Annotated in this window: 12 protein-coding genes; all 12 read left to right on the top strand. The window is 69.5% G+C overall.

Going from position 1 to position 15228, the window contains the following annotated elements:
* Positions 1–2 precede the first annotated feature (2 nt).
* The 12 genes from N4261_RS05720 to N4261_RS05665 are packed head-to-tail and all read left to right on the top strand — an operon-like array spanning position 3 to position 15227.
* On the top strand, positions 3–461 hold the full coding sequence (locus N4261_RS05720; protein ID WP_261759245.1) for a phage tail protein: 459 nt from the start codon (positions 3–5) through the stop codon (positions 459–461).
* Positions 461–982 carry a phage tail protein gene (locus N4261_RS05715; RefSeq protein ID WP_261759244.1) on the top strand — a complete coding sequence of 174 codons (522 nt, stop codon included), beginning with the start codon at positions 461–463 and terminating at the stop codon, positions 980–982. The genes N4261_RS05720 and N4261_RS05715 overlap by 1 nt, the downstream gene beginning before the upstream one ends.
* A 12-nt stretch (positions 983–994) precedes the next feature.
* On the top strand, positions 995–1168 hold the full coding sequence (locus N4261_RS05710) for a DUF5908 family protein (protein ID WP_261759243.1): 174 nt from the start codon (positions 995–997) through the stop codon (positions 1166–1168).
* A gap of 1 nt (position 1169) precedes the next feature.
* A complete protein-coding gene (locus N4261_RS05705; protein ID WP_261759242.1) occupies positions 1170–1865 on the top strand; it encodes a CIS tube protein in 696 nt (231 codons plus the stop codon).
* A gap of 8 nt (positions 1866–1873) precedes the next feature.
* Positions 1874–3667: a type VI secretion system tip protein VgrG gene (gene vgrG, locus N4261_RS05700; protein ID WP_261759241.1), complete on the top strand. Its 1794-nt coding sequence runs from the start codon at positions 1874–1876 to the stop codon at positions 3665–3667.
* Positions 3668–3677: 10 nt separating this feature from the next.
* Positions 3678–3977: a PAAR domain-containing protein gene (locus N4261_RS05695; RefSeq protein ID WP_261759240.1), complete on the top strand. Its 300-nt coding sequence runs from the start codon at positions 3678–3680 to the stop codon at positions 3975–3977.
* A 13-nt stretch (positions 3978–3990) separates the two neighbouring features.
* Complete coding sequence (locus N4261_RS05690) at positions 3991–4425, top strand: GPW/gp25 family protein (protein ID WP_261759239.1); 435 nt, start codon at positions 3991–3993, stop codon at positions 4423–4425.
* On the top strand, positions 4422–8366 hold the full coding sequence (locus N4261_RS05685; RefSeq protein ID WP_261759238.1) for a baseplate J/gp47 family protein: 3945 nt from the start codon (positions 4422–4424) through the stop codon (positions 8364–8366). Before N4261_RS05690 ends, N4261_RS05685 begins: the two co-directional genes overlap by 4 nt.
* On the top strand, positions 8363–9166 hold the full coding sequence (locus tag N4261_RS05680; protein ID WP_261759237.1) for a hypothetical protein: 804 nt from the start codon (positions 8363–8365) through the stop codon (positions 9164–9166). The genes N4261_RS05685 and N4261_RS05680 overlap by 4 nt, the downstream gene beginning before the upstream one ends.
* Positions 9163–11919, top strand: coding sequence for a baseplate wedge protein (locus N4261_RS05675; protein ID WP_261759236.1), 2757 nt, complete (start codon positions 9163–9165; stop codon positions 11917–11919). The genes N4261_RS05680 and N4261_RS05675 overlap by 4 nt, the downstream gene beginning before the upstream one ends.
* On the top strand, positions 11912–13744 hold the full coding sequence (locus N4261_RS05670; RefSeq protein ID WP_261759235.1) for a contractile injection system tape measure protein: 1833 nt from the start codon (positions 11912–11914) through the stop codon (positions 13742–13744). The genes N4261_RS05675 and N4261_RS05670 overlap by 8 nt, the downstream gene beginning before the upstream one ends.
* The gene (locus N4261_RS05665) at positions 13728–15227 is read left to right on the top strand and encodes an ATP-binding protein (protein WP_261759234.1); all 1500 of its coding nucleotides are present in this window, start codon (positions 13728–13730) and stop codon (positions 15225–15227) included. The genes N4261_RS05670 and N4261_RS05665 overlap by 17 nt, the downstream gene beginning before the upstream one ends.
* The last annotated feature ends 1 nt before the right edge of the window (position 15228 follow it).

Raw genomic sequence — 15228 nt, 5'->3', positions numbered from 1 at the left:
CAATGGCAGACGACGGCTCAACCCAATCGACCACAGTGTGGCCGCTCCCCAAATTTCGCTTCCAGGTGAAGTGGGATTCGGCGGAAATGTCCTTTCAGGAAGTCTCCGGCCTCGATGCCGAGGCCCAGCCGATCGAATACCGGCACGGCAACAGTCCCGAGTTCTCGGTGATGAAGATGCCGGGCCTGAAGAAGTTCAGCGACGTCACCATGAAGAAGGGCGTCTTCAAGAGCGACAACAAGTTCTGGGACTGGTTCACCGAAATCAAGATGAACGTGGTCAAGCGCAAGCCGATCACCATCAGCCTGCTGGACGAGGAAGGCAACCCCACCATGGTGTGGACGCTGACCAATGCCTGGCCGACCAAGGTGACCGGCACCGACCTCAAGTCCCAGGGCAATGAGGTCGCGGTCGAAACCATCGTGATCGCTCACGAAGGTCTGAAGATCGAGAACAAGTGATGGCCACCACCGCGCAACAGCAGACGCAGACAGGCAGCACCGGCCGCAAGCGGGAGAGCCCGCTCACCCAGCCGGTGACCTATCCCTACGCCTTCTATTTCGCGGTGGCCATCGGCAAGACCAACGCCCGCGACATCGAGGCCTCCTTCCAGGAGGTCGGCGGCCTGTCGGTGGAGATGGACATCGAAACCGTGGTCGAGGGCGGCCGCAACGAATCGGTCCATCAACTCCCCAAGCCGGTGAAGTACCCGCGTCTGACGCTCAAGCGCGGCGTCGCGGAACTCAAGAGCCCGCTGGTCCAGTGGTGCAAGAACGTGCTGGAGGGCGCACTGGCCAAGCGGATCGAGACCCAGCCGCTCACCGTGCGCCTGATGGACCGCGAAGGCCAGCCGCTGCGCATCTGGGCCTTCACCGACGCCTTCCCGGTCAAGTGGGAGGTGGACGGCCTGGAGTCCACCGGCAACAAGCTGGCGCTGGAGCGCATCGAACTGGTCCATGGCGGCTGGAAACGCGTCGTCTGAGAGACGAAGAACATGAGCATCGAAGTCCGACAACTGCTGATCCGCACCCAGGTCACCCCGGCCGCCGCCACCGACGCGCCGCGGCCGTCGGTCGCTGCGCGCGACCTGCAGCGCCTGCGGGAGCAGGTGCTCGCCGAGTGCAAGACCTGGCTGGCCGAACGGCTGCGCGCCCAGCGGGAGCGTTGACATGCCCAGCAATGCCGATGGCGAACTCACCCGCCTGCTGCTCACCCGCTATTCGCTGAACAAGGACGGGACGGTCAAGCTCGACAGCGACACCACCTTCCTGACCCAGATCAATCCGGCGGACTTCAAGCACAACTTCAGCATCGGCTACGACACCACCAAACAACAGGGCGGCGCCGGCACCGAGCCGAAGTTCTCCGCCCTTGGCGACGAAGAGGTGAGCTTCAGCTTCATCCTCGACGGCACCGGCATCGTGCCCGCGGCCACCGGCCAGTCGCTGGACGTCAAGGAACAGCTGCTGCAGCTGAGCAAGGTGGTCTACGACTATGTCGAGCTCAAGGCCGAACCGCCCTATGTGCGGGTGCTGTGGGGCACCCTGATCTTCTTCGGCCGGCTCAAGAGCCTCAGCGCCCATTACACGCTGTTCAAGCCCAGCGGTGATCCGCTGCGGGCGAAGGTGGATGTCAGCTTCGTCGGCGCGATGAGCAAGTCCGAGGAACAGCGCATCACCAGCCGCTCATCCTCGTCGGAACTGTCCAAGCGCCAGACCGCCAAGGAAGGCGACTCGCTGCGCACCATGTGCGAGGCGGTCTATGGCGACCCCGACATGGCCGAGCAGGTGGCCCGCCACAACAACATGGTCGAGACCCGGGAACTCAAGCCCGGCCAGGAAATCCTCTTCCCGGCACGCGCCTAGGACATCCCATGCCAGCTGCCTCCCCCATCGAGAACGCCGTCGGCGTCGTCCGGCTCAGCATCCTGGTCGACGGCAACCGTCTGCCGGAAACCGCCGAGCTCATCTCGGTGAACATCCGCCGCGCCGTCAACACCGTGCCCACCGCCCGGCTGGTGATGACCGACGGCGACATGCCCGCACAGACCTTCCCGCTCAGCGACAGCGCCCATTTCAAGCCCGGCACCACCATCACCGTCAAGGCGGGCTACATGGACCAGGAGGAGACCCTGTTCGAGGGGCTGGTCGTGCGGCACGGCATCCAGGTCAGCGGCGCCAACGATGCGCGGCTGATCGTCGAATGCCGGGACAAGGCGGTGCTGATGACCGTCGGCCGGCGCAATGCCAACTTCGTCGATCAGAAGGACAGCGACATCATCGCCACCCTGGCCCAGGGCCACGGCCTGGAAGCCACCGTCGACGCCACCACCGCCACCTACACCGAGCTGGTCCAGCACTACTGCAGCGACTGGGACTTCATGCTCGCCCGCGCAGACGCCAACGGCATGCTGGTGGTGGCGCAGGACGGCGCGCTGTCGATCAAGACCCCCACCGCCGCCGGCGAGGCGGCGCTGTGCGTGACCTACGGCCATGACCTGATCGAGTTCGACGGCGACATCGACGCCCGCACCCAGTACGGCAGCGCGCAGGCCTTCTCCTGGGACATGAAGAACCAGGCCGTGCTGGAGGGCACGGCGGCCGATCCGGCCGCGCTGCCGGTGCAGGGCGACCTGGATTCGGCCACGCTGTCCGAGGTCATCGGCCTGGACGCCTTGCAGCTGCAGGCCGGCGCACCGCAGACCGAGGCCACCCTCACCCAATGGGCCAAGGCGCTTCAGGTCAAGGCCGGCCTGGCCCGCGTGCGCGGCCGGGTGAAGTTCCAGGGCAGCGCCAAGGCCGTGGTCGGCGGTGTGATGGAGCTCAAGGGCTGCGGCGCGCGCTTCAGCGGCAAGCTGTTCGTCACCGGCGTGCGCCATGAGATCGGCGACGGCAACTGGTTCACCGAGGTCGACTTCGGCCTGGCGCCCGACTGGTTCACCGACCGGCCCGACGTCAGCGCCACGCCCGCCGCCGGCTTGCTGCCGGGCGTGCACGGCCTGCAGGTCGGCGTGGTGATGAAGCTCGATGCGGATCCGGCCGGCGAGCACCGGGTGCAGGTCAAGGTGCCGGTGTTGCGGGCCGAGACCGAGGGCGTCTGGGCGCGGCTGATGCAGTTCCACGCCAGCAATGCCTTCGGCGCCTTCTTCCTGCCGGAGGTGGGTGACGAGGTGGTGCTGGGCTACTTCGCCAACGATCCCTCGCACCCGGTGGTGCTGGGCAGCCTCTACAGCAGCAAGCTCACCCCGCCCTATGCCTTCGCCGCCGAGAACGACACCAAGGCCATCGTGACCCGCTGCAAGTCGCGCATCGAATTCAACGAGGCCGACAAGATCATCACCATCACCACCCCCGGCAAGAACAAGGTCGTCCTGAGCGACAAGGACAAGTCCATCCTGCTGGAGGACCAGAACCAGAACAAGGTCGAGCTCAGCCCCTCGGGCATCGTGCTCGACAGCCCCAAGAACATCGAGATCACCGCCAAAGGCACGATCACGCTGGACGCGGTCGGCAAGATTTCAGTGAGTTCCAAGGCGGATGTGAAGAGCGCCGGCATGAACGTCATGTCCGAGGCCCAGATCGCCTTCAGCGCCAAGGGCAATGCCAGCGCCGAACTCAACTCCACCGGCCAGACCGTCGTCAAGGGCGGTCTGGTGATGATCAACTGAGGACGCCGACATGCCCCCCGCCGCCCGCATCACCGACCTGCATGTCTGCCCGATGGTCACCCCCGGCCTGCCGCCGATCCCCCATGTGGGCGGACCGGTGATCGGCCCGGGCGTGCCCACGGTGCTGATCGGCAACCTGCCCGCCACCGTAGTCGGCGACAGCCTGACCTGCGTCGGCCCGCCCGACACCCTGATCCAGGGCTCGACCACGGTGCTCATCGGCAGCCGGCCCGCGGGGCGGATCGGTGACCCCACCGGCCACGGCGGCATGATCACCCTCGGCTGGCCGACCGTGATCATCGGCGGATGAGGAGGCCAGCACCATGACCGGCGATCCTGGCTTCCTCGGCACCGGCTGGGCCTTCCCGCCCGCCTTCGACGGCCGCACCCAAGGCGCGGTGATGGTCGACGGCGCGGCCGATGTGCGCGAGAGCCTGCGCATCCTGCTGTCCACCGCGCCCGGCGAACGCATCATGCATCCGACCTACGGTTGCGGCCTGCGCCGCATGGTGTTCGAGCAGATCAATACCAGCGCCATCACCGAGATCCGCAGCATGATCGAGAAGGCCGTGCTGTTCTTCGAGCCGCGGGTGACCCTGGAGCACACCCGCATCGAGACCGACGCGCTCGATGAAGGCCTGCTGCGCATTCGCCTGGACTACTGCATCCGCAGCACCAACAGCCGCGACAACCTGGTCTTCCCGCTCTACCTGCAGCCCGGTGAACTGCCCCGCCTGATCGAGGAACCGACCTCATGAGCGCCGGTACCGCCCAGCACGAGCGCTTCCCCGCAGCCTTGGAAGACGGCTACTTCCATGCCGACGCGCTGCGCTTCGAGCAGCGCGTGGCCATGGCCGCGGCCCTGGCGGCGCAGCTGCGTTTCGTCGACCTCGACAACCGCGACGGCGGCAACTGGGGCACGCTGTTCAACGGCGACACCACGCTGGTGCTGGCCCGCATCGCCGCCATCGACCTGGAAGCCATGCAGGCCCGCCTGACGCGCGACATCGATGCCGCGCCGCTGGAGTCGCTGGCCTTCGACATCACTGCGCTCTCGCTGCGCCTGGACCGCTGGTTCAAGGCGCTGGACGGCACGCCCAACCCCGGCGCGCAGGCGCTGCGCGACCGGATCCGGCAACTGGTCGAGCAGCAACTCGCCAGCGACCTGCAATGGGTGCAGACGCGCTTCGGCCAGCGTGCCTGGCAGAACCAGGCCATCGGCCTGGGCGCCGGTCGGCTGTCGGGCATCTGGCGACCGCAGCCTGACCAGCCCACACCGATGCTGGACGGCCGACGCCGCAGCGAGCGCGAGCACCTGCGGGACCGGCATGTCGCCTTCCTCAGCGCGATCGAGAGCATCCAGGCCAAGGCCTGCGAGATGCTGGAGGCCTCGCTGTCCACCGGCGGCCATGAGCCGGCCGCCGCCCTGCTGATCGCCTTCCTGAAGGTGCATGAGCTGGTGCAGGACGATCTCAACCGCTTTGCGGCCCGGCATGCCGAGTTCTACTACCGCGACTGCCTGGGTTTCCAGCCCCGCGGCGCGGTGGCGGACGCCGCGCTGCTGGTCTGCCAGCGCGATCCGCGCGCCCTGGGCCAGGTGAAGGTGCCGGCCGGTGCCTTGTTCGACGCCGGCAAGGGACCCGACGGCCGCCCGCTGCGCTTTCGCGCGGACGAGCCGTTGACAGTCACCGATGCGGTGGTCGCCTCGTTGTGCACCCTGCGGCTGGAACGCGATCCACTGATCTCGCCGGAACGCGACTTTGGCCTGGTCACCCGCGCCAAGGCCACGCTTCTCAAGCCCGATGGGCGGACCGCCTGGCCGACCTTCGGTGGTGGACGCGGCGAAGGCGCGGGCAATGCGCGCCTGGGTTTGGGCATCGCCTCCCCGCTGCTGCTGCTGGCGGAGGGCGAGCGGGAGATCCGCGTGGACCTGCGCATGCGGCCCGACGAGCGGGACCACACCGTCGCGCGTGCCACGATGGAAAGCCTGATCGCCCGCGTCGAGGCGGCGGCACAGGCCGATGGCCCGCCGGCGCAGCGGGTGCAGCCACTGCGCGCGGCGCTGGCCGCGCTGCTCACCCATTGGCTGTTGATCGACGGTGCCCACACCGAGGAGGCCCAGTGGGACCGGGTGCGCAGCGCCTGCCGGCGGGTGCTGGGCGACGACACGCCGGAGGCCGCGGTGGCCGGCGATCCGCTCAGCCTGCTCAACGGCAGCGGGGTGCCGGACCGGCGGCTGATGTTCAGCCTGATGTTCGACGACGTGTTTCGCTTCTCGCTCAGCGCCGCCACCGGCTGGCTGAAGGTGACCGACGTGGTGGTGGAGCCCGCCGCCGGCGGCGGTCTGGCCGTGCGTCTGCATCTGCGCAACCAGGCGCCGGCGATCGTCGGCTGCAACGCCGAACTGCACGGCGACGGCTGGGACACCACGCTGCCGATGCTGCGCATCGAGCTGAGCACCCGCGGCCGCCTGTATGCCTATTCGCTGCTGAACCAGCAGCCGCTGAGCGAAGTGGCGCTGCAGGTCAAGGTCAGCGGCGTGCGCAATTTGCTGTTGTCCAACAACCTCGGCCGGCTGGATGGCACCAAGGCCTTCACGCCGTTCGGTCCGCTGCCGACCTTGTCCTCCTATTTCATCGTCGGATCGGAAGAGGCGGCGCGAAAAAGCCTGCGGCAATGGACCCTGCACATTGAATGGGGTGGCCTGCCCACCGAGCCCGGCGGCTTCGACACCTACTACCAAGGCTATGACGGAGCGCTGCGCACCGACCGGTTCACCGCTGCGCTCGCCCTGCTGCGCGACGGCCAGTGGCAGGCTTGCGGCGGCGCCTCCGCCGACCAGCGGCTGTTCGACGACCTCGATGAACGCGGCCTGCTGCGCCAGACCCTGACGGTGGACATCGACCCCGGCTCGATGCGCAAGCACTTCCGCGCCAGCCATGAAGACTGGTCGCTGCCCACCCTGCCCCGGAACGGTCTGTGCCGTCTGCAGCTCAGCGGCCCGCGGGGCGGCTTCGGCCATGCGATGTATCCCATCAAGCTGTCCGAGACGGTCACCGCCAATGCCCGGACCAAGCACCCGGCGCCCTTGCCGCTGCCGCCCTACACCCCGCTGATCGAGCGCATCACCGCCGACTACGAGGCCACCAGCGTCATCGCCGTCGACCGGGACGACGAGTCCAGCGCCGGCGACGATCCGGAACGCCTGCTCCACCTGCTGCCCTTCGGCATCCGCACCCTGCGCGCCGCCGCCGCGGGCGCCGGCCATGCGTTGCTGCCCAACTTCCAGTGGGGCGGCCACCTCTGCATCGGACTGAAGACCGGCGACACCTCCGCGCCCGGCGGCCTGCTGACGCTGCTGTTCGACATGCGCGAAGCGGCGGCCGAGCCCGGCATGCTGGCCCAACGCGGCCGCCTGCGCTGGTCCACCCTGCGCCAGAACGAGTGGCGCGAGCTGGCGCCGTCACGGGTGCTGTCCGACAGCACCCATGGCTTCCTGACCTCCGGCATCGTCACCCTGGACCTGCCGCGCGACCTCGATCGCCACAACACCGTCATGCCCGGTGGGCTGTACTGGCTGCGCGTCAGCGCCGACGGCGGCTTCGAAGGCTTCGCCAGCCTGTGCAACGTCCGCGCCCAGGGCCTGAGCGTGGTGCGGGTGATGGCGTCTCCGGCGCCCAGCACCGGCACCGGCACCAGCACCGACCCGCTCCCGCGCGAACGCCGGACCGCCGCCGCCCTGGCGATTGCCAAGGCGCAGGCCCGGCATGAGGCCCGCACCGCGGTCCCGGCCCCCGTGCCAGCGGTCTCGGCCGCACCGGCCCCGACGCACGAGCCGCTGCCGGAGGGTCGCATCACCAAGCCGGCGAGCAACCTCACTGGCGTCGCTTCGGTGAGCCAGATCGGGCCGTCTTTCGGTCTGCGGGCCGCCGAGGACCAGCGGGCGATGTACACCCGCGCCGGCGAGCGGCTTCAGCACAAGAACCGCGCCACCAACGCCTGGGACATCGAACGGCTCCTGCTCGACCAGTTTCCCGAGGTGTTCAAGGTGCGCTGCCTGACGGCCGACCATCCCGGCGCGGTGCCGGGCCAGATCACCGCGGTGGTCGTGCCCACGGTGCCGCGCAACCGGCCCGAACTGGTGCTGGCCGCGCCGCGCTTCAATGCCCTGCGTCTGCATCTGATGGCCGAGGCCTTGAGCCGACTGGCCTCGCCCTTCGCCCGCATCCAGGTCCGCAATGCCGCCTATGAACGGATCCAGCTGCGCTGCAGCATCGGCCTGGCGCGCGGTGCCCATGAGGGCGCCACGCTGATGCGCCTGAGCCAGACCCTCAACGACTACCTCTCGCCCTGGCAGGACGGCGGCTACGGCCCGCGCTTCGACTGGATCATCCGCGCCGAAGACCTCGAAGCGGTGCTGCGGTCGGTGCCGGGCGTGGCCTTCGTCACCCGGCTCTCCCTGCTGAGCGTGGCCAGCGACGACAGCGGCGCCTATGTCCTGTCCGACACCGCCCGCGCCGCGGCGGATGCCGATGCCGCCCGCCAGGTGCGGGCCCGTACCCCCTGGAGCCTGGCCCTGCCGATGCCCACTCACATCCTCAGTGCCGCTGACGGCTTCCCCGACCCGGCGCCGCAAGTCACCGGCGTGTCCAAGCTGGCCATCGGCAGCACCTTCGTCATCAGCGGAGGCACCGCATGACCATCCGCAATCGTGAAACGCTGCGTCACTTCTTCGATGAGGGGCGGTTGCCCACGCGCGATCACTTCGGCGACCTGATCGACTCGATGCTCAACATGAGCGACGAGGGCTTTCGCAAATCCGCCGAGAACGGGCTGGAGGTCTCGACCCCGGTCGGTTATGACGCGTTGATCAGCTTCTACCGCGAGCAGAGCGCCCGCACCGCGCTGTGGTCGATGGGCTACGGCGGCGACCGGGATCAACTGCTCTTCCAGCATGCCAGCGTGGCCGCCTCGCGCGGCAAGCCGCCAGTGATGGCCCTGGATGCGCAAGGCAGCGAAGGCCGTGTGGGCATCGGTACGGCCGACCCGCAGGAGGCGCTGGATGTGGCCGGCGTGGTGGCCTCGACCGGCCGCCGCGGCACCTGCCGCCCGGCCGATGCGCCCGCCCTCCTGGCCGATGGCGATTGGCACGACCTGACCCCCGAGCTGACCGGCTGCCAGGCCTTCGAGGTGATGGCCGGCGTCGGCGATCGCGGCACCGGCCGCTACGCCCTGCTCCAGGCGGTGGCGATGAACACCTTCAACCCGACCGCCGGCTGGTTCGATTTCCTGATGCGCAAGAAGCGCATCCAGGCCCACAGCGTCTGGTACGGCAAGCGCTGCGACCAGCTGGAACTGCGCTGGAACGGCACCAGCGGCCGGGACGCCCGCTACACCCTGCAGATCCGCACCCGCTGCGACTACGGCTCGGGCGTGCGCATCCAGGTCTCGCTGTCCCGGCTCTGGTTCGACGAACGCATGCAAGGCAGCGCACCATGAGCATGCAGCCGCCCCGCGTACGCGCCCTCACCGCCGAGGAACGCGCGCTCAGCCTGGACAGCCTGCGGGCACAAGGCCTGCATTGGCTGCAGACCCTCAGTGGCCGGACCTGGACCGACCACAACCTGCACGACCCCGGCATCACGCTGCTGGAACAGTTCTGCTTCGGCCTGACCGATGTGGTCTACCGCAACGGCTTTCCGGTGGCTGACCACCTCACCGGCCCCGACGGGCAGATCGACTACGACGCCCTGTCGCTGCATCCGCCGGCCGCCGTGTTCCCCTGCCGGGCCACCACCGTGGCCGACTACCGCAGCGTGCTGCTGGATGCGGTGCCCGGCCTGGACGATGCCTCGCTCGAACCGCAGGACGGCGGCGTCTATCGGATGCACCTCAAGCTGACGCGCATCGTCGACGAAGACCGCCAGGCGCTGGAGGAGGCGCCCTCCGGCTCCGCCCCCGCTGCGGCACCGCCACCGGCCGCGGCGCCACCTCACATCCACACCGGCGCGGCGCTCGATCCCAAGGGCGAGGCCGCCCGCATGGCCGCCGCACGGGCGGCCTACTACGCCCAGCGCAACCTGGGTGAAGACCTGGATCCGCGGGTGGTCCGGGTGCACGATGTCCCCGCGGACCTGGAGGCGGAGATCGACATCGAAGGCGCGCGCGACGCGGTGCACATCCTCGCCGAGGTCTATGACCGCTGCGCCCGTTTCATGGCCGGCGCGCCGGTGTCCCGCAGCCTGGACGACCTGCTGCAGGAGGGCCTGTCGCTGGAGGCCATCTACGACGGGCCGGTGATGTCGAACGGCTTCATCGACGAATCGGCGTCGGAGCGGGACGACGGTCAGCGGCTGTTCCTGTCCGATCTAGCCGGCATCATGCAAGCGGTGCCCGGCGTGTTCGATGTGCGCGTCATCGCACTGCGTCCCGATCGCCAGGCGCTGGCCGAGGCCTCCAAAGGCGCGACCGATGCCCCGAGCCCCGAGACGGGCGTGACCGGCTCGGTGCAATGGCGCGGTGATGGCTGGGCGCTGTCGCTGCGGCTGCCGATGAATGGCACCCCGCCGACCATCGCGGTGCGCCGACGCGGTCACGAGGTGCATATCGCGCCGCACGAATTGCAGCGCCGACTCACCGACCTGCGCACCGCCGGCCGGGCCCGCCGCGCCCGCCAGCAGGCCGACCAGGATGCCCGCGCGCAATCGCTGCTGCCGCGCGGCGTGCACCGCGACCTGCAGCGCTATGTGTCGGTGCAGCGCCATCTGCCGGCGATCTACGGCGTCGGCAAGCACGGCATTCCCCGGTCGGCACCGCCTCAGGCCCATGCCCGGTCGCGCCAGCTCAAGGCCTACATGGTCCTGCATGAGCAGGTCATCGCCCAGAGCCTGGCGCAGCTGCAGCATCTGCGCCGCCTGTTCTCGATCGACGATGGCTCGCGCCAGACTCTGTGGGCCCAGCTCATCGGGCCCACCCAGGTCCCCGGCCTGGAAGACCTCTACCTGGCCTCGCCCGCGGACATCGACCGCACTGTCTACCGTCCGATGGACGGCGGAGCCCGCCACAAGCGCCGCGCGCTCGACCATCTGCTGGCCCTGCATGGCGAGACCTACACCCAGAACAGCATGCGGCAGTTCCTCGGCTACCTGGCGCCGGAGGAACTGGACACGCTGCTGCTGGAGAACAAGGCCGCCTGGTTGCGTCACATCGTGAGCATCACCCGCGACCGGGCGGCGGGCTTCGACCCGGGCCAGCCCTCCTGGGGGCATCCGTCCAACTGCTCGGGACTGCACCGCCGCGCCAGCCTGCTGCTGGGCTTCCGGCTCTGGCATGACCGTCCCCTCACCCGCGCGGTGCGGGACCACAAGCTGCGGCTGGTGCCGGACCGGCCGGGCCATCAGGGTCCGGCGGCCGTTCGACCCGAGCTCGCGCGGCTGGCCACGCCCATCGGTGCCACGCCGCGACCGGCCAACCGCGACCAGGTCCAGGACGATCTGCGTCGCATGCCGTGGCTGCGTGAGCAACCCCTGCCGGCGGGGCTGATGCGCTCGGCGGTGCGCGCCGAGCGCTACCGCGTGCTGCCCTCGGACCGGATCCAGACGCTGGGCGATGGCACCGTCCATCTGCACAAGCGACTCGGGGACCGCGACGGGCTGGACGATCCGAATGCCTTCTTCGACCTGGAGAGTGCCCAGGCTGCACCGCCGACCTACCGGCTGATCCTCGGCCCGGACGACCAGGGGCGGAGCTGGGCCATCGGCGACTTCGCCGACGACGCCGCCGCCCGCCGTGCCGCTGCCAGCCTGCGCCTGTTCCTGCTCCATCTGGAACAGGAAAGCGAAGGCCTGCATGTGGTGGAGCATGTGCTGCTGCGTCCGCTGGGCGGCGTCTCGACCGCGCATGACGACCTGGGCCTGCGCGACGGCTTCTACGCGCTGCGACTCACGGTGCTGATGCCGGCCTGGACGGCGCGCACCTCGCAGCCGGCGTTCCGGCGTTTCGCCGAAGAGACGCTGCGCATCAGCACGCCGGCCCATCTGTCGCTGCAGTGCTGCTGGGTGGACCCGGACACGATGCACCGCTTTGAAACCGTCTATGAAACCTGGCTGAACGCGCGCCTGGCGATGGCGGCCGCACCCGAGGATCCGGCCCAACTGGCGCGGGTGGACGAGGCGGCCACCCAGGTCATCGCGCAGTTGCTGGCATTGAACGAGGAGGACCGCGACGAGCCGGTCCTGCAGGGTCATGCCTGAGGGCCATGTCATCGAGCATCTGGAGGCGGCGGCGGACCTGCGCGTGCCGATGGCGCTGCATGCCGAGACCGCCACCCGCTGGCAGGACTTTGCCCAGGGGCCGGCGCTGACGATCGTGGACGAGCTGTTCAACGAGTTCAGCGGCCCGGATGAGATCTGGCGCCTGTCCTCGCTGGACCTGGACCTGGGCGACGTCAACGACCTCGGCCCGGACCTGGAGCGGATCTGGGCGCGCCGCCTGCGCGAGGTGCTGCGCAAGCGGCTGGTCGACCTGCGGGGACCGACCGGCGCCGCCGCCGCAGTGCCGGGTCTGCGCAGCCGCGCCGCGAGTCGGCTGGACTTGCTGCTGCACTTCCTGCGCCATGGCCGGCTGCCCTGGCACGGTCGTGGCGAGGATCCGATGACGCTGGCGGCCGAGGTTCTGCGGGATCACGGTGCCGCGCTGGCAGCCGCCCTGCGCCGGATGGACGACCGCCCGCGGATGCTGCGCCGGATGGTGGCCCAGTTCGACCGGGAATGGCTGGCCGCGCTGGTGCATCTGTTGATGCCGGGTGAGCCCGGCGCCGCACGGCGGCTGCTGGACAGCGTGTCGCCCAGCGGTCTCGGCGGCCATGCGCCCGCGGGCACCTGGACCTTGTGGATGGCGCTGCTGGATGAAGCCATGGCGCATGGCGGCGGCGCGAAGCCGGCCGCCACCGCCCTGTGGCGTGCCCAGCTGGTGGCGGCGCTGGAAGCGGGCGACGGCTTTTCATCAGCCAACGATCCGTTGCTGGCGGTGGCCTCGGTCTGGGACCCACTGCTTCGGGACGACCGCGCCTGGCTGAAGCAGACGCTGCAGCGCTATGGGCGAACCGATGCGCTGCGTCAACGGCTGGTCATGGCGCTGCCGGCAGCGGTGCTGCCGCAGTTGCTGACGCTGTGGCTGGGCGACGCGCTGCAGGTGGCGGTCCACCGATGGATCGACACGGTGACGGCGGGCACACCCGCGTCCGCCGCCGACACGGCCGAACGCCGGCAGTGGCTCTGGCAAGCCACGCTGGACCACGCCCTGCGCGGCGAGACCGCGCGCTTCGATGCCGAGCGTTATGCCGCCCAGGTGATCCACCATGTCGGGACGGTCTCGCCGCCCGGACGCGAGGCGCCCCGCCGTTGGTTCGACCGGGTGGCCAAGGCCGCGACCTCGGTGCTGTCGGCGGCGGCTGCGGCCTTGCGCTTGCGCTGGCGTCCCAACGCCGAGCCGACGCTGGACGACGGGCTGGAGGGCGATGGCCTGAACGAGGCGGAAGCGCCGGCCCCGCTGGAAGCCATGTCGGTAGAGAACGCGGGACTGGTGCTGCTGTCACCCTATCTGCCACGGCTGTTCTCGATGCTGGACCTGGGCACCGAACGCGCCTTCCACAGCGAGGCTTCGGCGATTCGCGGCGTGCTGGTGCTGCAGTTGCTGGCCACCGGCCAGACCGACGCACCAGAGCCGTCGCTGCTGCTGAACAAGCTGCTGTGCGGCCTGGACCTCGCCCTGCCGGTCCCGCGCGACTGGACGCCGACGGCCGCAGAGCGGCAGGCGGTGGACGGCCTGCTGGGCGCGGTGATCCAGCACTGGCGTGCGCTGGGCAGCACCTCGGTGGGCGGGCTGCAGGGCACCTTCCTGCGTCGGCTGGGCCGCCTGAGCCGCGAACGCGGCGACGAAGACGCCGGCGACAGCGAGGCCTGGCGCCTGGCCGTCGAGCCCGGCACCTTCGACATGCTGATCGATCGGCTCCCCTGGGGCTATTCGACAGTGAAGTTCCCCTGGATGGAAAGGGTCCTGCATGTGGACTGGCGATGAGCAACGGCGGCGGGTGGCGGTGAACGCCCGCGCGCTGGAACGAGAACTGAGCTGGCTGGACCGGGTGCTGCAGCTGCGCATCGGTGCGCACTTCGGGCAGGAGGCCGGCGACACCGTCAGCGCCACCGGCACCGGCACCGACGAGCTGCGCCTGGCGGCCGGCGGCGCGGTCTCCCGGCCGACGCTGGTGGCGTCGCCGGAGGGTCGGGCCAGTGAGGGCCGAGCCGATCAGCGCCCGGACCAGCGTCCGGATCAGCGACCCAGTGCGCCCCCGCCCCTGGACCTGGACAGCGACCACGGCCGGCTGGTCAAGTCACTGGGCCTGACGCCGGACGATCGATTGGTGCTGGCGCTGGCCCTCGCACCCCACCTGCGGCCTCAACTGCTGGACATGCTGTTCGTGCGCAACCGCAACCTCGACCGCGGCTTCAGTGAATTCGGCGGATGGAAGGGCCGTGCCCACGGCGGCTTCCTGCCCACGGCGGAAACCGCGGCCTTTCTCATCGCCGGCGAGGACCTGTCGCGACGGGTGCAACTGCGTCGCACGCTGGAAGACGATGCGCCGCTGCGCCGCAACGGCCTGATCCGGCTGGATCACGACGCCCCCGGCGAACCCTGGTTCTGCGCCGCGCTGCACATCACGGCGGAAACGCTGGACCTGCTGATCACCGGCGAATCGCGCAAGCCTGACTACAGCGCCGGCTTCCCCGCCAAGCTGATCACCACGCGGCTGTGCTGGGATGACCTGGTGCTGGACAGCGATGCGCTGGAAGAAGTGCAGAGCCTGACCACCTGGGCCCGGCATGGCGAGGCGCTGATGCGGGACTGGCATCTGGACAAGTCGCTCAAGCCCGGCTACCGGAGCCTGTTCTTCGGCCCGCCGGGCACCGGCAAGACACTCACCGCCACGCTGATCGGCCAGGCGGTGGGCGCGGATGTCTACCGGATCGATCTGTCGATGGTCGTGTCCAAATACATCGGTGAGACCGAGAAGAACCTGGCCCAGGTGTTCGACCAGGCCGAGCATCGCCGCTGGATCCTGTTCTTCGACGAGGCGGATGCGCTCTTCGGCAAACGCACCGCGACCTCCAGCTCCAACGACCGCTATGCCAACCAGGAAGTCTCCTACCTGCTGCAACGGGTGGAGGACTTCCCCGGCACGGTGATCCTGGCGACCAACCTGAAGGGCAACATCGACGAGGCCTTCGCGCGGCGCTTCCAATCGGTGGTGCATTTCCCGATGCCGGATGCGGATCAACGGCTGCGGCTGTGGGAAGGCATGGTGCGGCACACCGGTCGCCTGGCGCCAGACGTGGACCTGCACGCCCTGGCCGAGCGGTATGAGCTGGCCGGCGGCGCGATCGCGAATGTGGTGCGCTACGGCGCCCTGAATGCGGTGCAGGCGGGCCGCGAGCGCATCGAGAGTGCCGACCTGCGCAAGGGTGTGGCCAAGGAACTGCGCAAGGAAGGGCGGATGGTGTAGC

This window comes from Roseateles amylovorans (assembly GCF_025398155.2).
Classification (GTDB): domain Bacteria; phylum Pseudomonadota; class Gammaproteobacteria; order Burkholderiales; family Burkholderiaceae_C; genus Roseateles; species Roseateles amylovorans.
This window is presented reverse-complemented; position numbering and strand designations above follow the sequence as displayed.